16 protein-coding genes are annotated in these 16984 nt (G+C 68.9%); 4 read left to right on the top strand and 12 right to left on the bottom strand.

All coding sequences use genetic code 11. The features are described from left to right. Positions 1-71 precede the first annotated feature (71 nt). Positions 72-1139, bottom strand: a complete 1068-nt coding sequence (locus tag P3F85_RS02770; RefSeq protein ID WP_374009729.1) for a glycerophosphodiester phosphodiesterase family protein — start codon at positions 1137-1139, stop codon at positions 72-74. Positions 1140-1214: 75 nt separating this feature from the next. On the opposite strand from P3F85_RS02770, the gene P3F85_RS02765 reads away from it, so the two are divergent. Together P3F85_RS02765 and P3F85_RS02760 are read left to right on the top strand one after the other, a co-directional pair. Then, positions 1215-1790, top strand: a complete 576-nt coding sequence (locus P3F85_RS02765) for a hypothetical protein (protein ID WP_374009728.1) — start codon at positions 1215-1217, stop codon at positions 1788-1790. 12 nt (positions 1791-1802) lie between these two features. Continuing rightward, the gene (locus tag P3F85_RS02760; RefSeq protein WP_374009727.1) at positions 1803-2594 is read left to right on the top strand and encodes a Bax inhibitor-1/YccA family protein; all 792 of its coding nucleotides are present in this window, start codon (positions 1803-1805) and stop codon (positions 2592-2594) included. 71 nt (positions 2595-2665) lie between these two features. Here the strand turns inward: P3F85_RS02760 and guaA are convergent, their stop codons facing one another. The 7 genes from guaA to P3F85_RS02725 all read right to left on the bottom strand — a co-directional run bounded on the left by guaA (position 2666) and on the right by P3F85_RS02725 (position 10669). Continuing rightward, positions 2666-4276 carry a glutamine-hydrolyzing GMP synthase gene (guaA, locus tag P3F85_RS02755; protein ID WP_374009726.1) on the bottom strand — a complete coding sequence of 537 codons (1611 nt, stop codon included), beginning with the start codon at positions 4274-4276 and terminating at the stop codon, positions 2666-2668. Between the two features lie 10 nt (positions 4277-4286). Further along, entirely contained in the window at positions 4287-4736 is a 450-nt protein-coding gene (locus P3F85_RS02750; protein ID WP_374009725.1) for a DUF3817 domain-containing protein, read from the bottom strand. A gap of 4 nt (positions 4737-4740) precedes the next feature. Continuing rightward, positions 4741-5544, bottom strand: a complete 804-nt coding sequence (locus P3F85_RS02745; protein ID WP_374009724.1) for an SURF1 family cytochrome oxidase biogenesis protein — start codon at positions 5542-5544, stop codon at positions 4741-4743. 56 nt (positions 5545-5600) lie between these two features. Beyond that, positions 5601-6929, bottom strand: a complete 1329-nt coding sequence (locus P3F85_RS02740; RefSeq protein WP_374009723.1) for a cation:proton antiporter — start codon at positions 6927-6929, stop codon at positions 5601-5603. Positions 6930-6935: 6 nt separating this feature from the next. Continuing rightward, positions 6936-7466 carry a cation:proton antiporter regulatory subunit gene (locus tag P3F85_RS02735; protein ID WP_374009722.1) on the bottom strand — a complete coding sequence of 177 codons (531 nt, stop codon included), beginning with the start codon at positions 7464-7466 and terminating at the stop codon, positions 6936-6938. Positions 7467-7591: 125 nt separating this feature from the next. Then, positions 7592-9508, bottom strand: a complete 1917-nt coding sequence (locus P3F85_RS02730) for a glycerol-3-phosphate dehydrogenase/oxidase (RefSeq protein ID WP_374009721.1) — start codon at positions 9506-9508, stop codon at positions 7592-7594. 42 nt (positions 9509-9550) lie between these two features. Continuing rightward, positions 9551-10669, bottom strand: coding sequence for a GuaB3 family IMP dehydrogenase-related protein (locus P3F85_RS02725; RefSeq protein ID WP_374010984.1), 1119 nt, complete (start codon positions 10667-10669; stop codon positions 9551-9553). 65 nt (positions 10670-10734) lie between these two features. On the opposite strand from P3F85_RS02725, the gene P3F85_RS02720 reads away from it, so the two are divergent. Further along, the gene (locus P3F85_RS02720) at positions 10735-11889 is read left to right on the top strand and encodes a MalY/PatB family protein (RefSeq protein WP_374009720.1); all 1155 of its coding nucleotides are present in this window, start codon (positions 10735-10737) and stop codon (positions 11887-11889) included. Positions 11890-11915: 26 nt separating this feature from the next. On the opposite strand, the gene guaB is transcribed toward P3F85_RS02720, so the two are convergent. From guaB to groES, 3 genes are all read right to left on the bottom strand, one after another. Beyond that, complete coding sequence (gene guaB / locus P3F85_RS02715) at positions 11916-13418, bottom strand: IMP dehydrogenase (RefSeq protein WP_374009719.1); 1503 nt, start codon at positions 13416-13418, stop codon at positions 11916-11918. 83 nt (positions 13419-13501) lie between these two features. Next, positions 13502-14443 carry an EamA family transporter RarD gene (gene rarD / locus P3F85_RS02710; RefSeq protein WP_374009718.1) on the bottom strand — a complete coding sequence of 314 codons (942 nt, stop codon included), beginning with the start codon at positions 14441-14443 and terminating at the stop codon, positions 13502-13504. 153 nt (positions 14444-14596) lie between these two features. After that, a complete protein-coding gene (groES, locus tag P3F85_RS02705; protein WP_055894868.1) occupies positions 14597-14893 on the bottom strand; it encodes a co-chaperone GroES in 297 nt (98 codons plus the stop codon). Between the two features lie 158 nt (positions 14894-15051). Here groES and P3F85_RS02700 point away from each other — a divergent pair, with 158 nt between their 5' ends. Continuing rightward, positions 15052-16239: an SAM-dependent methyltransferase gene (locus P3F85_RS02700; RefSeq protein ID WP_374009717.1), complete on the top strand. Its 1188-nt coding sequence runs from the start codon at positions 15052-15054 to the stop codon at positions 16237-16239. Between the two features lie 20 nt (positions 16240-16259). Here P3F85_RS02700 and P3F85_RS02695 read toward each other — a convergent pair whose 3' ends face one another. Beyond that, positions 16260-16871, bottom strand: coding sequence for a DUF4190 domain-containing protein (locus tag P3F85_RS02695; protein ID WP_374009716.1), 612 nt, complete (start codon positions 16869-16871; stop codon positions 16260-16262). Between the last annotated feature and the right edge of the window lie 113 nt (positions 16872-16984).

Genomic DNA, 16984 nt, shown 5'->3' with positions numbered 1-16984 from the left:
CTGCCACCGTCATTCCGGCCGGGAACCGAGGACCGGGCCGCGGATGCTCCTGTGCGACCGCGAGGCGGCCCTCAGAGACCGTCGCGCACGGCCACGGCGAGATCCGGATGGTCCGCGAACACACCGTCGACTCCGGAGTGCAACAGGATCGAGAAGTACCGGCGCCAGTCACCCCACGCCGCGTCCGGCCCGGGGGTCCGGAACTCCGCGGGCAGCATCCCGTTCTCCGGCCGCAATGTCCAGCAGAACACCGCGAGCCCCGCCGAGTGCGCCAGGTCGACCAGGTCCGAGGTCACCGCGCCGACATCGGCGGCGTCGTCCTCCCCGAACAGCGCCATCGAGACGGAGCCCGACGACAGCACCTGCGACGTCTCGACGCTGATGCCGTCCACGCGGGCGGCGGGCGAGGCGGCGGAGCCGAGGGCGTACAGCCCGCGCAGGGTGAGGTCGGTCTCGTAGCCGGGCGCGGACGAGCCGAGAGCCGCCACCCGGTCGGCGGGCGCGCCCGTGGCTTCCAGCAGGTAGACACGCCTGCCACGGAACCCGCGGTCGTGCAGCTTGCCGAGCACGCCGAGTTCGAAACTCTCGGCGACGATGCCCGACCTCTCGGCCCAGCCGGCGTCGGCGAGTTCCGCGGTGAAGAGCTCGTCGAGCGGCAACCCGGCCGCCTCGAAGTAGGTAGCGTGCTTGAGCTCCGCGACGAGTCCGGGTGCCCGCGAGGACGCACCCTCGGTGTTGCGCTCCACCAGCTCCAGCAGATCGCGGAGCCGCAGCAGCGGGTAGTGCCCGTCGAACGTCGAGCTCGCCTGCCGCAGGGCCGGGATGCGCTCGCGCGCCCGCAGGGTCGCCAGCTCATCCCAGGTGAAATCCTCGGTGAACCACCCGGTCAGGGCGATCCCGTCCACTTCCTTGGTGGTCCGTCGATCGGCGAACTCGGCATGCGCCGCCACATCGGTCGTGCCGGAGATCTCGTTCTCGTGACGGATCACGAGCACACCGTCCTTCGTCGCGACGAGGTCCGGCTCCACCGCGTCCGCGCCGAGCTGGAACGCCAACTCGTACGACCCGCGCGTGTGCTCCGGCCGATACCCCGGCGCGCCGCGGTGACCGATGATCACGGGGCCGGTTCGCGCTCGCATGGCCCGATCCTAGCTGCGAGGGTGGCACGCACCGGAAGCGTGACGCAGCACGGCGAGCGGTGCCAGAATCGACGGGTGCCCGCCGACCCGACCACGACGCGCTCCGCCTGGACCGAGCCGACCTCCCGTCTCCCCCTGCGCTGGGGCGCATACCGACCGCGCCTGCTGGTCGGACTCGCGATGATCGTCGTGGGCACCGCCTGCATCCTCGGGACGACGACCTACAGCCTGCCGCTCCTCCTGGTCGGCTCCCTCATGCAGCCCGCCGGCTGGGCGGTCCTGCCCTCGACCATCGGCCGCCGCGTCGCCGTGGCGCTGCCGGTGCTCGGCTTCACGTGGCTCATGCTGGGCGGTTCCGGCTTCGCCTGGTGCTACGCCGTGCCGCTGGCCGCCTGGCTGCTGGTCCGCCTGCGGCCGCTGCCTGCCTTCGCCGTGCTCGCGCTTCCCGTCGCGTGGAGTGTCGTCGTTCCGCTGCTCGTCCGCGACTACCAGTGGGGCTGGGTCACCATCGCGACGAGCACAGTGATCATCGTGGGAGCCGCGTGGCTGGCGCGATGGGCCGCGATACGGGTCGATTCATGGCAATCTGTCAGAACTCTCAGAAAAGAACCCCGTAGATTAGGTGCAGACGACCGTACCCGGTCCCCATAGAACGAGGAGCTCATGGCACTCAGTAACCCGGCCTTCTCTACGAACCCGGCGTTCTCCAGCAACGGTCAGGCCGCGACCGCAACCGCCGAGAACCTGGAGCAGATGTACCAGGCTCCGGCCGCCACGGCCGTGGACACCGATCGCATGACGGTCGAGGACTCGATCGTCAAGACCGCGATCTGCTTCGTCCTCCTCCTGGCCGGAGCAGGAGTCGGCTGGTTCGTTCCCGTCCTCGCCATTCCGGCGGCCATCGTCGGCTTCGTGCTCGCGCTGGTGAACATCTTCAAGCGCCGTCCGGTCCCGGCGCTCATCCTCGGCTACTCGGCCGCGCAGGGGATCTTCCTCGGCGCGATCTCGATGTTCTTCGAGTCGCAGTGGTCCGGCATCGTCATCCAGGCGGTCATCGCGACCTTCGCCGTCGTGGGCGTCACGCTGGCACTGTTCGCCTCCGGCAAGATCCGCGCGTCGGCCAAGGCGACCAAGGTCTTCCTGATCGCCATGTTCGGCTACCTGGCCTACTCGCTGGTCAACGTCGTCCTCATGTGGACGGGCGCGACCAACGGCGCCTTCGGCCTGAACAGTGTCGAGCTGGGCAACACCGGCATCAAGCTGGGCCTCATCATCGGCCTGCTGGTCGTCGTGCTCGGGGCCTACTCCCTGGTGCTCGACTTCGACGCCATCAAGCAGGGCGTCGCCAACCGGGCTCCGCGCATCTACGGCTGGTCGGGCGCCTTCGGCATCATGGTCACCGTGATCTGGCTGTACCTCGAGATCCTGCGGATGCTGGCGATCTCGCGCGACTGATCCACCCGATCGACCGAGAAGGCCCGGGACGCTCACTGAGCATCCCGGGCCTTCTCGCTGTCAGCGGGAGATCACTCCCACTCGATGGTCCCCGGCGGCTTCGACGTGACGTCGAGCACGACCCGGTTGACACCGTCCACCTCGTTCGTGATCCGGTTCGAGATCCGCGCCAGCAGTTCGTACGGGAGGCGCGTCCAGTCCGCGGTCATCGCGTCCTCGCTGGAGACCGGCCGCAGCACGATCGGGTGCCCGTAGGTGCGCCCGTCGCCCTGCACCCCCACCGAGCGCACGTCGGCCAGCAGCACGACCGGGCACTGCCAGATCTCGCCGTCGAGTCCGGCCGCGGTCAGCTCTGCCCGCACGATGGCGTCCGCTTCGCGCAGCAGGTCGAGCCGCTCCTGGGTGACCTCGCCGACGATGCGGATGCCGAGCCCCGGACCGGGGAACGGCTGACGCGACACGATCTCCTCGGGGAGGCCGAGCTCGCGGCCGATGGCGCGCACCTCATCCTTGAACAGGGTCCGCAGCGGCTCGACGAGCTCGAACTGCAGGTCTTCGGGGAGGCCGCCGACGTTGTGGTGGCTCTTGATGTTCGCGGCACCGGTGCCGCCGCCCGACTCCACCACGTCCGGGTACAGCGTCCCCTGGACGAGGAACCGGATCGGGTCCCCCTCGTTCTCCGCCTCGGCGATGAGGTCCGCCTGAGCCTGCTCGAAGACCCGGATGAACTCCCGGCCGATGATCTTCCGCTTGGTTTCGGGGTCGCTCACGCCGGCGAGCGCGTTGAGGAACTGCTCCTGCGCGTTCACCGTAACGAGCCGCACACCGGTCGACGCGACGTAGTCGACCTCGACCTGACGCGCTTCGTCCTGGCGCAGCAGACCGTGATCGACGAAAACGCAGACCAGCTGGTCGCCGACTGCCTTGTGGACCAGGGCAGCAGCCACGGCGGAGTCGACCCCGCCGGACAGCCCGCAGATCACGCGTCCCGAACCCACCTGGGCCCGGATCGCCGCGACCTGGTCGGCGATCACGTTGCCGCTGTTCCAGTCGGCCGGGATGCCCGCGGCCCGGTGCAGGAAGTTCTCGAGCACTGCCTGACCGTAGGTGGAGTGCTTCACCTCGGGATGCCACTGGACGCCGTAGAGCTTGCGCTCGTCGTTCGCGAACGCGGCGACGGGCGTGCCGGCGGTAGATGCGAGGACCTCGAAGCCCTCGGGGGCGCGTGCGACGGAGTCACCGTGGCTCATCCACGCGGTCTGCTCGTCGGGCTGGCCGTCGAGCAGACTGCTTCCGCTGGATCTGGCCGCATCGGAGATGCGCACCGCGGTCGAGCCGTACTCGCGCTGGCCGGTCTTGGCGACCTCTCCGCCGAGCGCCGTCGCCATGTACTGGAAGCCGTAGCAGATGCCCAGTACCGGCACGCCCAGGTCGAAGATCGCCTCGTCAAGGTGCGGGGCGCCCTCCTCGTACACGCTGGCCGGTCCGCCCGAGAGCACGATGCCGGACGGGTGCTTCGCCGCGATCTCGGCTGCCGTCACGGTGTGGGGCACGATCTCCGAGTACACGTTCGCCTCGCGCACCCGCCGGGCGATCAGCTGCGCGTACTGCGCGCCGAAGTCGACCACGAGCACCGGTCCGGACGGGTTGGCGGAGTCGGCTCCACCCAGCATGTCGGTCATGGAATCTGCGCTAATTTGTCGCCTCCGCGAGGGTCAGGGCTTCAGCCTCGCGGCCGGCCAAGTAGGACTTCACCTGCTTGGTGATGCGCGCCTCCACGAAGAACGAGAGGAAGGGCACGACACCGCCGAGCGCGATCATGACGAACTTCGAGAACGGCCAGCGCATCAGCGTCCACAGGCGGAAATCGGAGAAGAGGTACACGACGTAGAGCCAGCCGTGCGCGATCAGGATGCCCGTGCTCAGGTCGATGCCGGTCGGTGCCACCGCGGTCGTGACCGGCACGAAGGTGAGGACGCCGTAGTTGCTGAACGCGAACAGTTCGTAACCGAGGCCGTACTTGACGATCATCTCGGCGCAGAGCAGGAGCAGCATGATGCCCGTGACGTACGCGAACACCTGGTAGAACCGGAGCGCCCCGCGAATCTTCGGGAAGTCTTCGAGCTTGGGAGCGAGGGCCATGAAACTATTCTACGTTCCTCGCGTCGGCCTCTCCCCGCAGAGGATCGGCCGCCTCGAGCTCGCGGAGTTCGTCCTCTCGCTCCTTGGCGTCCTTCACCAGGCGATACCAGAGGAAGACCGCGAACCCGGCGAAGATGATCCACTCCGCGGCGTAGAAGATGTTGAGCCAGTTCAGCTCGGTCTGCGCGATGGGCGGCGGGGAGTCGATCTGCACGAGCCCTTCCGGGGCCCCGCGTTCGACGACGTACGCGGCGTACACATCCATCCCGTCGACGCCGGTCCACAGGTTGTAGAGCTGCCCCACACCGAGGCTGCGCATTCCCGTCGGGTCCTTCTGCCTGTCGTCGGGCAGCTGCGGTTGCTCGTCCGGGAGGATGCGGCCCACGACCCGTTGCGGTGTCTCCGGCTGCTCCGCAAGGCGCGCGATGGATGCTTTCGCCGCCGCTTCGTCGGGTGCCCATCCGCGTGCGACGGCGAGCGCGACCGGCCGCCCGTCACCACCCTCGATGGTGATGTGGCCGACCACCCACCATCCGCTGTCGCCGCGGTTCAGACGGCCTTCGAGCAGCTGGTAGTCGCCGGGGACGAACGTGCCCGTGAACTCGACGAGCTGCCCGACCGCCGTGTCCCGCAGCGGCGCCCCGGGACCGGCGACACCGGCGAGCGGCAGCACCGTCTCGGTCGGCGCCTCGACAGCCTTTCCCGACTGGACGGCCCGCTCCAGCTGCCACTGCCCCAGCCAGGCGAACCCCGCCGCCAGCAGCAGGGCGAAGAGGAGCGCCCCGATCCAGCGCGGGCGCAGCATCATCTGGAAGAGGGTGGTCGACGCCTGCGGCGCGGACCTTCCCGTGGTCGTGTCGATGATCAGTCCCGTTCCCGTTCCCCGCTGCCGTCCTGCTGCATCGCGCGCTCCACCATCCGGTCGACCGCGTCGGAGTCGGCGTCGGCGGTGGCGGCCTCCACGAGCGCGATCTCCTCGTCGAGCATGGGATTGGGCGCCTTCTTCTTCCGTCCGCGCCGGCCGCTCCGGCCGGACCGTAGGATCATCGCACCGATCTTCTCGGAGTTCGCTGCGAGGATCGGGCCCAGCACGGCCATGATCAGCACGTAGAGACCGGCGAACGGCTGGATGCGCTCATCCAGCCCGGCCGACACCGACAGTGTGGCCAGGATGAGCGCGAATTCGCCACGGTTCTGCAGGATGACGGTGGTGTTGATCCCGGCCTGCACGCCCATCCCGTTGATCCAGGCGACGAACTGCCCGGCACCGATGTTGAGCACGATCGTCATCCCGACCGCGATGAGCACGGGGAGCAGCACCGACGGGAACTGCGCGGGGTTCAGGGCGAGCCCGAAGTTGAGGAAGAAGAACGCGGCGAACACGTCGCGGAGCGGGATCGCGATCTGCTCGATCTTGTTCCGGAACTTCGTGGCGCCGAGCACGAGCCCGATCAGGAACGCACCGATCGCGTCGGTGACACCCAGGATCTCGCCGACCCCCGCGAACAGCACCGCGAATCCGAAGAACAGGATGGTGAACAGCTCGTCGTCCTTGGTGCGGAACAGCCGCGACACGAACCGTCCGCCCCAGCGCGCGATGGTGAACATCACGACGAGGAAGGCGAACGCGACCGCCAGCTTGCCGACGACCGGCCAGAAGTCCGTCTCGCCGCTCAGCACGACCGACACGATCGCCAGGTAGATGGCGATGAAGATGTCCTCGACGACTGTCACGCCGAGGATCATCGGCGTCTCGGTGTTCGCCAGCCGCCGCAGCTCGATCAGCAGCTTGGTGACGATCGCCGACGAGGAGGTCGCGGTCATCCCGGCGATGATCAGCGCCTCCCGCGTCCCCCAGCCGACCATGAAGCCGAAGATCAGACCGGCCCCCATGTTGATCAGGATGTAGGAGCCGCCGGAGATGATCAGCTTGCCGAAATTGCCGAAGAACTCGTCCTGGTCGAACTCCAGACCGAGATTGAAGAGCAGGAGGATGAGCCCGAAGATCGCGATGAGCTCGATGTAGTGGCTCTCGAAGTTCAGCGGGAACCATCCGGTGTGCGGACTCGCCAGCAGCCCGACGATCATGTAGATGGGGATCGCGGGGAGACTCACCAGCCTCCCCAGACGCCCGAGCACGTAGGCGACGAGCAGCAGGATTCCGAGAACGATGAGGTCTTCGCCGAGATGCATCGTCGATCAGCCCCCGGGCGGAGCGTCAGCGGTGGCCCGCGGGGCGACGGTGCCCGTGCGGAAGAACGAGAACGCCTTCGCAACCTTCTCCGGCGTCCCCGCGACCACCAGCGTGTCGCCGGGGAAGACCTTGAAGTCGGGCGCGGGAGCCGGGTTGGCGGAGTCGCCGCGGACCACGGCGACGACGGTCAGCCCCACGAAGCCGCGGTCGCCGGGCGCACCCAGCTGCTGACCGGCGATGTGGTCGTCGTAATCGACGGTGAACCAGTCGATGCTCAGGCCCGGGATCTGGTCGAGCGCGGTGAGGGTCTCGGTGATCTGGGTGCCGCCGAGCAGTTCGGCGAGCGTGTGCGCCTCGTCGTCGTTCAGGCGCAGGGACACCTTGGTGACGTCGCTGCCGTCCTCGTGGTCCGAGAACGTGATGAGGTCGCTGTGTCCGGACCGATGCGCGATGACGCCGACTTTGCCGCCATCGTCGGTCACGAAGGTGTGCAGCACCCCGACCCCGGGTAGCTTGACCCGTCGAACGTCAACCATCATCCGTCTCCATCCGCCGGGTTCGCCGGCATAAGGGGGGTGAACCCCCAGCCTACCGGAGGTGCGCGAAAGCCCTCCCCGGATCGCGTCCGGGAAGGGCCTTCGACGGTGTTCTTCCGGCGGGATCAGCCGTCGGTCGCCGGCGCATCCTCCCCGCCCGCGCCGTGGACCTCCTTGGGCGCCGCATCGGCGCTCGTCGGGGTGCCGGCCTTGGGCGACGCGGCCTTCGACGACCCGGCCTTCGGTGCCACGTGCTTCGCGGCGGCCGCATCCGCTTCGACGATGTCGGGGGCCTCGAGGCGGATGCGGTCCGCCGACTCGTCGTCGGGCTGCAGCTGGCTCGCGCGCTCGGCCTCGACGCGGCGCAGGTAGGTCTGCACCTCGCGCTCCTCGCGGTCCTTGTCCCAGCCGTGCACGCGCGCCAGGAGCGACGCGGCGACCGGCGCCGCCGAGACTCCGCGGTCCCACGCCTCGATCGAGATGCGGGTGCGGCGGGCGAGCACGTCCTCGAGGTGGAGGGCGCCCTCGTGCGTCGCCGCGTACACCACCTCGGCGCCGACGTAGTCGTCCGCACCCGGCAGCGGGTCGGCCAGAGACGGGTCCTCGCGGATGAGAGCCAGGATGTCCTCGGCGAACGTCCCGTACCGGTTGAGCAGGTGCTCGATCCGCGCCACGTGCAGGCCGGACTCCGCCGCGATGCGGCTGCGACGGTTCCACGCCGCCTGGTAGCCCTCGGCGCCGACGAGGGCGATGTCCATGGTGGTGGACGCGGGGATCTTGCCGTCGAGCGCGCTGACCGCGGCATCCACCGCATCCTTCGCCATCACGCGGTACGTCGTCCACTTGCCGCCGGCGATCACGACGAGACCCGGCACCGAATGGGCGACCAGGTGCTCGCGCGACAGCTTGGACGTCTGCTCCGACTCGCCGGCCAGCAGCGGCCGCAGACCCGCGTACACACCCTCGACGTCCTCGCGGGTGAGCGGAACGTTCAGCACCTCGTTGACGTGCGCCAGCAGGTAGTCGATGTCGGCCGCGGTCGCCGCCGGGTGCGCCTTGTCGAGGTGCCAGTCGGTGTCGGTCGTGCCGATGAGCCAGTGCCTGCCCCACGGGATGACGAAGAGCACGCTCTTCTCGGTGCGGAGGATGAGGCCCATCTTCGACTGGAAGCGGTCGCGCGGGACGACCAGGTGGATGCCCTTGGAGGCGCGCACCTTGAACTGGCCGCGCTCCCCGACCATCGACTGCGTGTCGTCCGTCCACACCCCGGTCGCGTTGACGACCTGCTTGGCGCGGACCTCGAACCGCTCGTCGGTCTCCAGGTCGTGCGCGCGCACTCCGACGACGCGCTCGCCCACCTTGATGAAGCCCTCCACGCGCACGCGGGAGGCGACGTGAGCGCCGTAGTGGGCCGCGGTGCGCACGAGGTTGGCGACGTACCGGGCGTCGTCCACCTGAGCGTCGTAGTACGTGATGCCGCCGACGAGGGCGTCCTTGTTCATCGACGGGATGGCGTTCAGCACCTGCCGCTTGCTGAGGTGCCGGTGATGCGGGACACCGGGAGGACGACCGCCGGAGTACGAGAAGATGTCGTACAGCATCATCCCGGCGCCGATGTAGAAGCGCTCGTAGATGCGCTTGTGCAGCGGGTACAGGAAGCGCACCGGCTTGACCAGGTGGGGCGCGATGCGCTGCAGCAGCAGCCCCCGCTCGATGAGCGCCTCGCGGACGAGACGGAAGTCGAGCTGCTCGAGGTAGCGGATGCCGCCGTGCACGAGTTTGGACGACCGGCTGGAGGTGCCGGAGGCGAAGTCGCGCGCCTCCAGCAGACCGGTGCTCAGGCCGCGCGTCGCCGCATCGACCGCGGAGCCCGCGCCGACGATGCCGCCGCCGACGACCAGGATGTCGAGTTCGGTGTCCTTGAGCGCCGCGATCGCTGCCGCCCGTTCGGCGGGCCCGAGGCGTGACGGGTACGTCACCGCCGGGTTGGAGGCTGGAGTGGCGTGCCTATCGCCGCCCGGAGCCGACTGAGTAACGGTCATCGTTCTCTCCCTCCCCGGCCGCCAATGGCCGGCAAACTGGTCCTACTGCGTTCGGTAGGGCGCGACGACGACTTCGACGCGCTGGAACTCCTTCAGGTCCGAGTATCCCGTCGTGGCCATGCTCCGGCGCAAAGCTCCCACGAGATTCGCAGAGCCCTCCGCGACCGGGGCCGGCCCGTAGAGGATCTCCTCGAGCGGTGCGATCTGGCCGACGGCGACGCGGTTGCCCCGCGGCAGCTGCGCGTGGTGCGCCTCGGCGCCCCAGTGCCATCCGCCGCCGGGTGCGTCGGTGGCGCGCGCCAGGGTGGTGCCGAGCATGACGGCGTCCGCGCCGCAGGCGATCGCTTTGACGATGTCGCCCGAGCTTCCGAGGCCGCCATCCGCGATGACGTGCACGTAGCGTCCGCCCGACTCGTCCATGTAGTCCCGCCGCGCGCCGGCGACATCCGCGACCGCGGTGGCCATGGGCGCGTGGATGCCGAGAGTCGAGCGGGTGGTGGATGCGGCGCCGCCGCCGAAGCCGACCAGCACGCCCGCTGCGCCGGTGCGCATGAGGTGCAGGGCTGCGGTATAGGTCGCCGCGCCGCCGACGACCACCGGCACGTCCAGCTCGTAGATGAACTTCTTGAGGTTGAGCGGCTCGACATTCTTCGAGACGTGCTCGGCCGAAACGGTGGTGCCGCGGATCACGAAGAGGTCGACGCCCGCCTCCACGACGGTCTCGTAGAGCTCCTGCGTGCGCTGCGGAGAGAGAGCGCCGGCGACGGTCACGCCTCCCTCGCGGATCTCGGCCAGGCGGCGGGTCACCAGCTCCGGCTTGATCGGCTCTGCGTAGATCTCCTGCATCCGCGCCGTCGCTCGTTCGGCGGGGAGCTCGCGGATCTCCGCGAGCAGAGGCTCGGGGTCTTCGTACCGGGTCCACAGGCCTTCGAGGTCGAGCACGCCGAGTCCACCCAGCTGGCCCATCATGATGGCGGTCGTCGGCGATACCACCGAGTCCATGGGCGCCGCGATGAAGGGGATGTCGAACTGGTACGCGTCGATGGTCCATGAGACCGAGACGTCCTCCGGGTCACGGGTACGACGGCTGGGAACAACCGCAACGTCGTCGAAGGCGTACACACGGCGGGCGCGCTTGGCGCGCCCGATCTCGATCTCCATACTCACGCGCTTCAGTCTAGGCCGCGACGCAGGACAGCGTCGGAGGATGGTGGGACAGTGGTGGGGTGAGCGTCGAAGCCGAACCCCTCAGTCACCTGCGTCAGCGCACCAGCGAGAAGTGGCGCGCCTACCCCGACGACGTGCTCCCGCTGTTCGTGGCCGAGATGGACTACCCGCTCGCCCCTCCCGTGGCCGCGGCGCTGCATGCGGCGGTCGACCGCAGCGACACCGGCTACATCGGCCCCGACGACCGGACGCAGCGCGCCTTCGCCGACTACGCCCATGACCGCTGGGGCTGGGATGTGGATCCGGCCAAGACCCGGACGACGACGGACGTCGGGGTCGTCATCGTCGAGTCGCTGCGGATGCTGATCGAGCCGGGCGACCGGGTCGTAGTCACCACGCCCGTCTATCCGCCGTTCTTCGACTTCATCCCGGAGGCCGGCGGCGTCGTCGAGGAGGTCCCGCTGCTCGAAGGCGGCACCGACGGTGCCGGCTGGGCGCTCGACATCGACGGCCTGGAGCGGGCGTTCGCCGGCGGCGCGAAGGCCTTCCTGCTCTGCAACCCGCACAATCCACTCGGCCTGGTGCACCCGCGCGCGGAGCTGGAGGCGGTGGCGGCGCTCGCGGCCCACCACGGGGTGTGGGTGATCAGCGACGAGGTGCACGCTCCGCTGACCCACTCGGACGCGGTGTTCACGCCGTTCCTGTCCGTCTCGGACGAGGCGCGGCGCATCGGTGTCGCCGCGCACGCCGCCAGCAAGGCGTGGAACCTCGCCGGGCTGAAGTGCGCGCTGTTCGTGACCGGATCCGACCGGCAGGCGGAACGCATCCACGCTCTGCCCATCGAGGTGGAGGTGCGGACCAGCCTGTTCGGCCGGATCGCGACCGAGGCCGCGTACCGCCACGGGCAGGAATGGCTCGGCGGCGCTCTGGCTGCGATCGAGACGAATCGTGCCCTGCTGTCCGTGCTCCTGACGGACCGGTTGCCCCGGGTGCGCTACCGGGAACCGCACGCCGGCTACCTCGCGTGGCTCGACTTCCGCGAGCTGGGCTGGGGCGACGACCCGGCCGCCCGCATCCTCGAGGAGGCGCGGGTGGCGCTGAATCCCGGCACAGACTTCGGCGCGCCGGGCGCCGGATTCGTCCGGCTCAACTTCGCGTGCTCTCCCGAGGTGCTCACCGAGGCCCTCGATCGCATCGAGGCGCTCGCGCGCTGAGACGCGACGGCGTCGTTACAAAAAGGTCAGCGACGGTAGTTGGGAGCCTCGACGACCATCTGCACGTCGTGCGGGTGCGACTCCTTCAGCCCGGCCGCGGTGATGCGGACGAACTTTCCGCGCGACTTGAGCTCCGGGATGGTGCGCGCACCGACGTAGAACATCGACTGACGGAGGCCGCCGACGAGCTGGTAGGCGACGGCCGAGAGCGGACCGCGGAACGGCACCTGACCCTCGATGCCCTCGGCGATGAGCTGCTCGTCGCTCGGCACGTCCGCCTGGAAGTAGCGGTCGCGCGAGTAGGAGGTCTTCTTGCCGCGGGTCTGGAGGGCGCCGAGCGACCCCATGCCGCGGTAGTTCTTGAACTGCTTCCCGTTCACGAAGACGAGCTCGCCGGGCGACTCGGAGGTTCCGGCCAGCAGGGAGCCGAGCATAACGCTGTCGGCTCCGGCAACGAGCGCCTTGGCGATGTCTCCCGAGTACTGGAGGCCGCCGTCGGCGATGAGCGGGACGCCGGCCTCGCGAGCGGCGAGCGACGCTTCGTACACGGCGGTGACCTGCGGCACGCCGACTCCGGCGACCACGCGGGTGGTGCAGATCGAGCCGGGGCCCACACCGACCTTGATCGCGTCCGCGCCCGCGTCGATGAGCGCCTGAGCGCCCGAGCGGGTGGCCACATTGCCGCCGATCACGTCGACGTGCGACGCACGCGGCTCCGCCTTGAGGCGGCGGATGATGTCGAGCACGCCGGCACTGTCGCCGTTCGCCGTGTCGACGACGATGACGTCGACGCCCGCGTCGACCAGCGTCATGGCGCGGTCCCAGGCGTCGCCGAAGAACCCGATCGCGGCACCGACGCGCAGGCGGCCCTCGTCGTCCTTCGTGGCGTCCGGATACTTCTCGCTCTTGTCGAAGTCCTTGACCGTGATGAGGCCGCGCAGCTTGCCGTCGGCGTCGACCAGCGGCAGCTTCTCGATCTTGTGCTCGGCGAAGATGGCGACGGCCGAGTCGGGGTCGATCCCGACCGGAGCCGTGATCAGCGGCTGGCGCGTCATGACGTCGCGAACGAGGGTGGTCGAGCGCTCGAACGGCGAGACGAACCGCATGTCGCGGTTGGTGATGATGCCGACGAGCGTGCCGTCCGGCTCGATGACCGGGAGGCCGCTGACGCGGAACTGGCCGCAGAGCGCATCCACTTCTTCAACGGTCGCCTCGGGGGTCGTCGTCACCGGGTTGGTGATCATGCCCGACTCGGAGCGCTTCACCTTGTCGACGTGAGCCGCCTGATCCTCGATCGAGAGGTTGCGGTGGATGATGCCGATGCCGCCCTGACGCGCCATGGCGACCGCCATGCGCGACTCGGTCACGGTGTCCATCGCGCTCGACAGCAACGGGGTCGCCATCGAGATCCGCTTCGTCAGGCGAGTCGAGGTGTCCGCCTCACTCGGGATGACGTCTGTATGCCCCGGGAGCAGCATGACGTCGTCGTAAGTCAAACCGATGAAACCGAACGGATCGGGCTGATCCATTTCACCCCTATCAAGAAGATGCGCGACTGTGGATGCTCAATGGTAACGGCAGAACCTTGGCGTGTATTCCGCCCGATCGGGGTCTAATCGACCGGCGCGAGATCGAGTTCGGCGGCGCGCTTGCCCTGCCGCGAGGCGACGATCATGTCGACGCTCAGGATGAGCAGCGCCAGCCATACGATCGCGAAGCCGACCCAGCGCTCCGGCGGCATCGCCTCGTGCAGCACGGCGACCCCGACGACGAACTGGATGAACGGCGCGAAGTACTGGATGAAGCCCATGTAGACGAGCGGCAGCCGCCGCGAGGCCGCGGCGAAGAACAGCAGCGGGACCGCCGTGATGACTCCTGCGCCGGCGAGCAGGACGGCATGCCACGGGCCTGCGCTGCCAATGGTCAGGCCGACCGTGACGCTGACCACCACGAGCTGGATGACCGCGATCGGAGTCAGCCACATGGTCTCGAGCGTCAGGCCGGAGAGCGCATCCACTCGGCCCCCCACGCGCTTCTTGATGAGGCCGTAGAACCCGAACGAGAACGCAAGGATGAGGGCGATCCACGGGACGGAGCCGTACCCGACCGCGAGCACGATGACCGCGACGATGCTGACGCCGACCGCCACCCACTGGGCGGCCCGCAGCCGCTCGCGCTGCACGAGCACGCCGAGGAAGACCGTGACGATCGGATTGATGAAGTAGCCGAGTGCGGCCTCGACGACGTGTCCGCTGACGGTCGCCAGCACGTAGGTCTGCCAGTTGACGTAGATGAACAGGCCCGCCAGGCCCATCGTGAACAGCACCCGCTTGTCTGTCAGCAGGGCGCCGAAGCGTCCCCAGGAACGGGTGACGGTCAGCGCGATCGCGCAGAACGCGAGAGAGAAGACGACGCGCCACGCCACGATCTCCCAGGCACCTGCCGGTGCGAGCGCGAGGAAGTAGATCGGGAGGATGCCCCAGAGCACGTACGCGGAGACCGCGTAGACCAGGCCGGAGGAACGGTGGGTGCTGAGGTCGTCGGAAGGTGCCACTCGTCCGACACTACCGCCGCCGGCCGACACCGACATTCGTCACGAATCGTCGCTCTGCGCCAATGGAACCGCACATTCGTGACGAATCGTCGCTCTCGGAAACGACGACGGCCCGGCTGCGCAGGGCAGCCGGGCCGTCGGAAGTGGGATGCGTCAGCGAACGACGACCGCGAGAACGTCGCGGGCCGAGAGGACCAGGTAGTCCTCGCCGCCGAACTTGACCTCGGTGCCACCGTACTTGGAGTAGATGACCTTGTCGCCGACAGCGACGTCGAGCGGCACGCGGTTGCCGTTGTCGTCGATGCGACCCGGACCCACGGCGACGACCTCGCCCTCCTGCGGCTTCTCCTTGGCGGTGTCGGGGATGACCAGACCGGAAGCAGTGGTCTGCTCAGCCTCGACCTGCTTGATGACGATGCGATCCTCGAGCGGCTTGATGGAGACCGACACGTTGACCCCTTTCCTTGAAGAACGTTCCAGTGAAGAACAGAGTCTCGACTAAGACTGATTAGCAACCTCGCAGTGAGAGTGCTAACCCGAGTCTAGGGGGTGCGTTAGCAGTCACGCAACGTGAGTGCCAGACGCGGCGGAAAGGTAGCGTGGGGACTATGGAACGGTCCGAGCTGGTCGCACTGCTGAGCCCGGAGGGCCTCCGCCTCCTCGATTCCCTGCCGCCGTACCGGACCGAGCAGGACGTGCTGAAGATGGTCAGCGACCTCCGCAAGCAGGGGCACTCCCCCGCCCTCGTGTCCGCGGTGCTCACGCAGTCCAAGCTCCGCCGGAAGGCCGTGGCGAAGTTCGGCGATTTCGCCTCCAGCATGCTGTTCACCGAGGCGGGACTGGAACAGGCGACGCGCCTGCCGGTCGCCGCCCGGCACGCGGGCCGCTTCCGCGCCGCCGGCATCCAGCGGGTCGCCGACCTGGGCTGCGGGATCGGCGGCGACGCGATGGCGCTGGCCGCCCTCGAGCTGGAGGTGACCGCCGTCGACACCGACGAGGTGACCGCGGCCATCGCATCCTTCAATCTCGCCCCCTTTCCAAGCGCGACCGTGGAGCAGCGCCGGGCGGAGGACGTGGACCTCCGTGCGATCGACGGGGTGTTCCTCGACCCCGCGCGGCGTACGGCCGGCCACGCTCAGACAGAGCGCCTGGTCGATCCCGACGATTACACGCCCTCTCTCGGTTTCGCCTACGAACTCGCAACGGCCCGTTCGGTCGGCCTCAAGCTCGGTCCCGGCTTCGATCGCGACCTCATCCCCTCGACGGCGGAGGCGCAGTGGGTCTCGGCCGACGGCCAGGTCGTCGAACTCGGGCTCTGGTTCGGCGCGCTCGCCCGTCCCGGTGTGGGTCGCGCTGCGCTCGTCCTGCGCGGCGACCAGACGGACGAGCTGACTGCGGGCGCGGACAGCCAGGACGAGGAGACCGGACCCCTCGGCGAGTACCTCTACGAGCCCGATGGCGCCGTCATCCGCGCGCGCCTGATCGGCGACCTGGCACGTCGGATCGGAGGCCGGATGCTGTCCGAGCAGATCGCCTACATCACCGCGGATGCACCCGTGGAGACTCCGTTCGCGTCGGGATTCCGCATCCTGGAGACGCTGCCCTACGCCGAGAAGGATCTCAAGAAGGCGTTGCGCCAGCGCAACATCGGCACCCTCGAGATCAAGAAGCGCGGCGCGGATGTCGACCCCGCGACGCTGCGCCGGCGCCTGGCCCTGAACGGCGACCGCCCGGCAACCCTGATTCTCACCAGGGTGGCCGGGCGGCACACCGCGCTCCTCGCCGAACGGCTCTAGGCCGTCGGCCGCGGCTCACATCAGTAGTTGCTCGGGATGTTGTTCGCGAAACTGGCGAAGATGATCGCGAGGAAGATCCAATAGACGATGGCGATGAGGATGCTGACGAAGCCGAGGATGATTCCGGTCAGCCAGAAGCCGCGCGCCTGCGGCTCCTTGTTCCTGCCGATGAAGCCGAGGACGATGGCCGCGATTCCGAACAGGAAGCCGATGCCCCAGGCGAGGTTCAGCACGATGCCGACGATGCCGCCGACGAGCGAGAGGATGCTGAGGATCGGCGACTTGGCGGCCGGCTGCCCGTAGGGCTGCGCGTACCCGGGAGCAGGCTGACCGTAGGGGGGCTGGCCGTACGGCTGGCCCGGCTGCTGACCGTAGGGCTGCTGGCCGTATCCGGGCGCCGGGGGCTGCTGACCGTATCCGGGCGCCGGGGGCTGCTGACCGTATCCCGGAGCCGGCGGCTGCTGACCGTACCCCGGAGCCGGCGGCGGCTGCTGCCCGTAGTCGGGCCCGGGCGCCGGAGCGGCAGGGGCGTCACCCGCAGGCGGTGCCGGGGGCACGGGAGGGACCGGGGGAACCGAGCCGTTCTGCGTGTTGGGATCCACCGGGTCGGTGGGGGCGTTCGGATCGGTCATGGGACCCATCTCCTTCATCTGGAAGCCGACGATCGGCGCCTTTCCGGAATTCGCATTCCTGGGAAATCGCTGATCGGTTCCATGGTGGCAGGGCCCGCGCGGGGGTGTCAACG

The sequence above is a fragment of the Leifsonia sp. T36S-04 genome, assembly GCF_042465655.1.
Lineage (GTDB): Bacteria > Actinomycetota > Actinomycetes > Actinomycetales > Microbacteriaceae > Leifsonia.
This window is presented reverse-complemented; position numbering and strand designations above follow the sequence as displayed.

Bases quoted from the DNA above. Each gene is read 5' to 3' on its own strand.
- guaA (WP_374009726.1), bottom strand. From the start codon at position 4,276: ATGACCGACATGCTGGGTGGAGCCGACTCCGCCAACCCGTCCGGACCG.
- P3F85_RS02695 (WP_374009716.1), bottom strand. From the start codon at position 16,871: ATGACCGATCCGAACGCCCCCACCGACCCGGTGGATCCCAACACGCAG.
- P3F85_RS02740 (WP_374009723.1), bottom strand. From the start codon at position 6,929: ATGCATCTCGGCGAAGACCTCATCGTTCTCGGAATCCTGCTGCTCGTC.
- P3F85_RS02750 (WP_374009725.1), bottom strand. From the start codon at position 4,736: ATGGCCCTCGCTCCCAAGCTCGAAGACTTCCCGAAGATTCGCGGGGCG.
- P3F85_RS02745 (WP_374009724.1), bottom strand. From the start codon at position 5,544: ATGATGCTGCGCCCGCGCTGGATCGGGGCGCTCCTCTTCGCCCTGCTG.
- guaB (WP_374009719.1), bottom strand. From the start codon at position 13,418: ATGGATCAGCCCGATCCGTTCGGTTTCATCGGTTTGACTTACGACGAC.
- P3F85_RS02730 (WP_374009721.1), bottom strand. From the start codon at position 9,508: ATGACCGTTACTCAGTCGGCTCCGGGCGGCGATAGGCACGCCACTCCA.
- P3F85_RS02735 (WP_374009722.1), bottom strand. From the start codon at position 7,466: ATGGTTGACGTTCGACGGGTCAAGCTACCCGGGGTCGGGGTGCTGCAC.
- P3F85_RS02700 (WP_374009717.1), top strand. From the start codon at position 15,052: ATGGAACGGTCCGAGCTGGTCGCACTGCTGAGCCCGGAGGGCCTCCGC.
- P3F85_RS02760 (WP_374009727.1), top strand. From the start codon at position 1,803: ATGGCACTCAGTAACCCGGCCTTCTCTACGAACCCGGCGTTCTCCAGC.
- P3F85_RS02770 (WP_374009729.1), bottom strand. From the start codon at position 1,139: ATGCGAGCGCGAACCGGCCCCGTGATCATCGGTCACCGCGGCGCGCCG.
- P3F85_RS02725 (WP_374010984.1), bottom strand. From the start codon at position 10,669: ATGGAGATCGAGATCGGGCGCGCCAAGCGCGCCCGCCGTGTGTACGCC.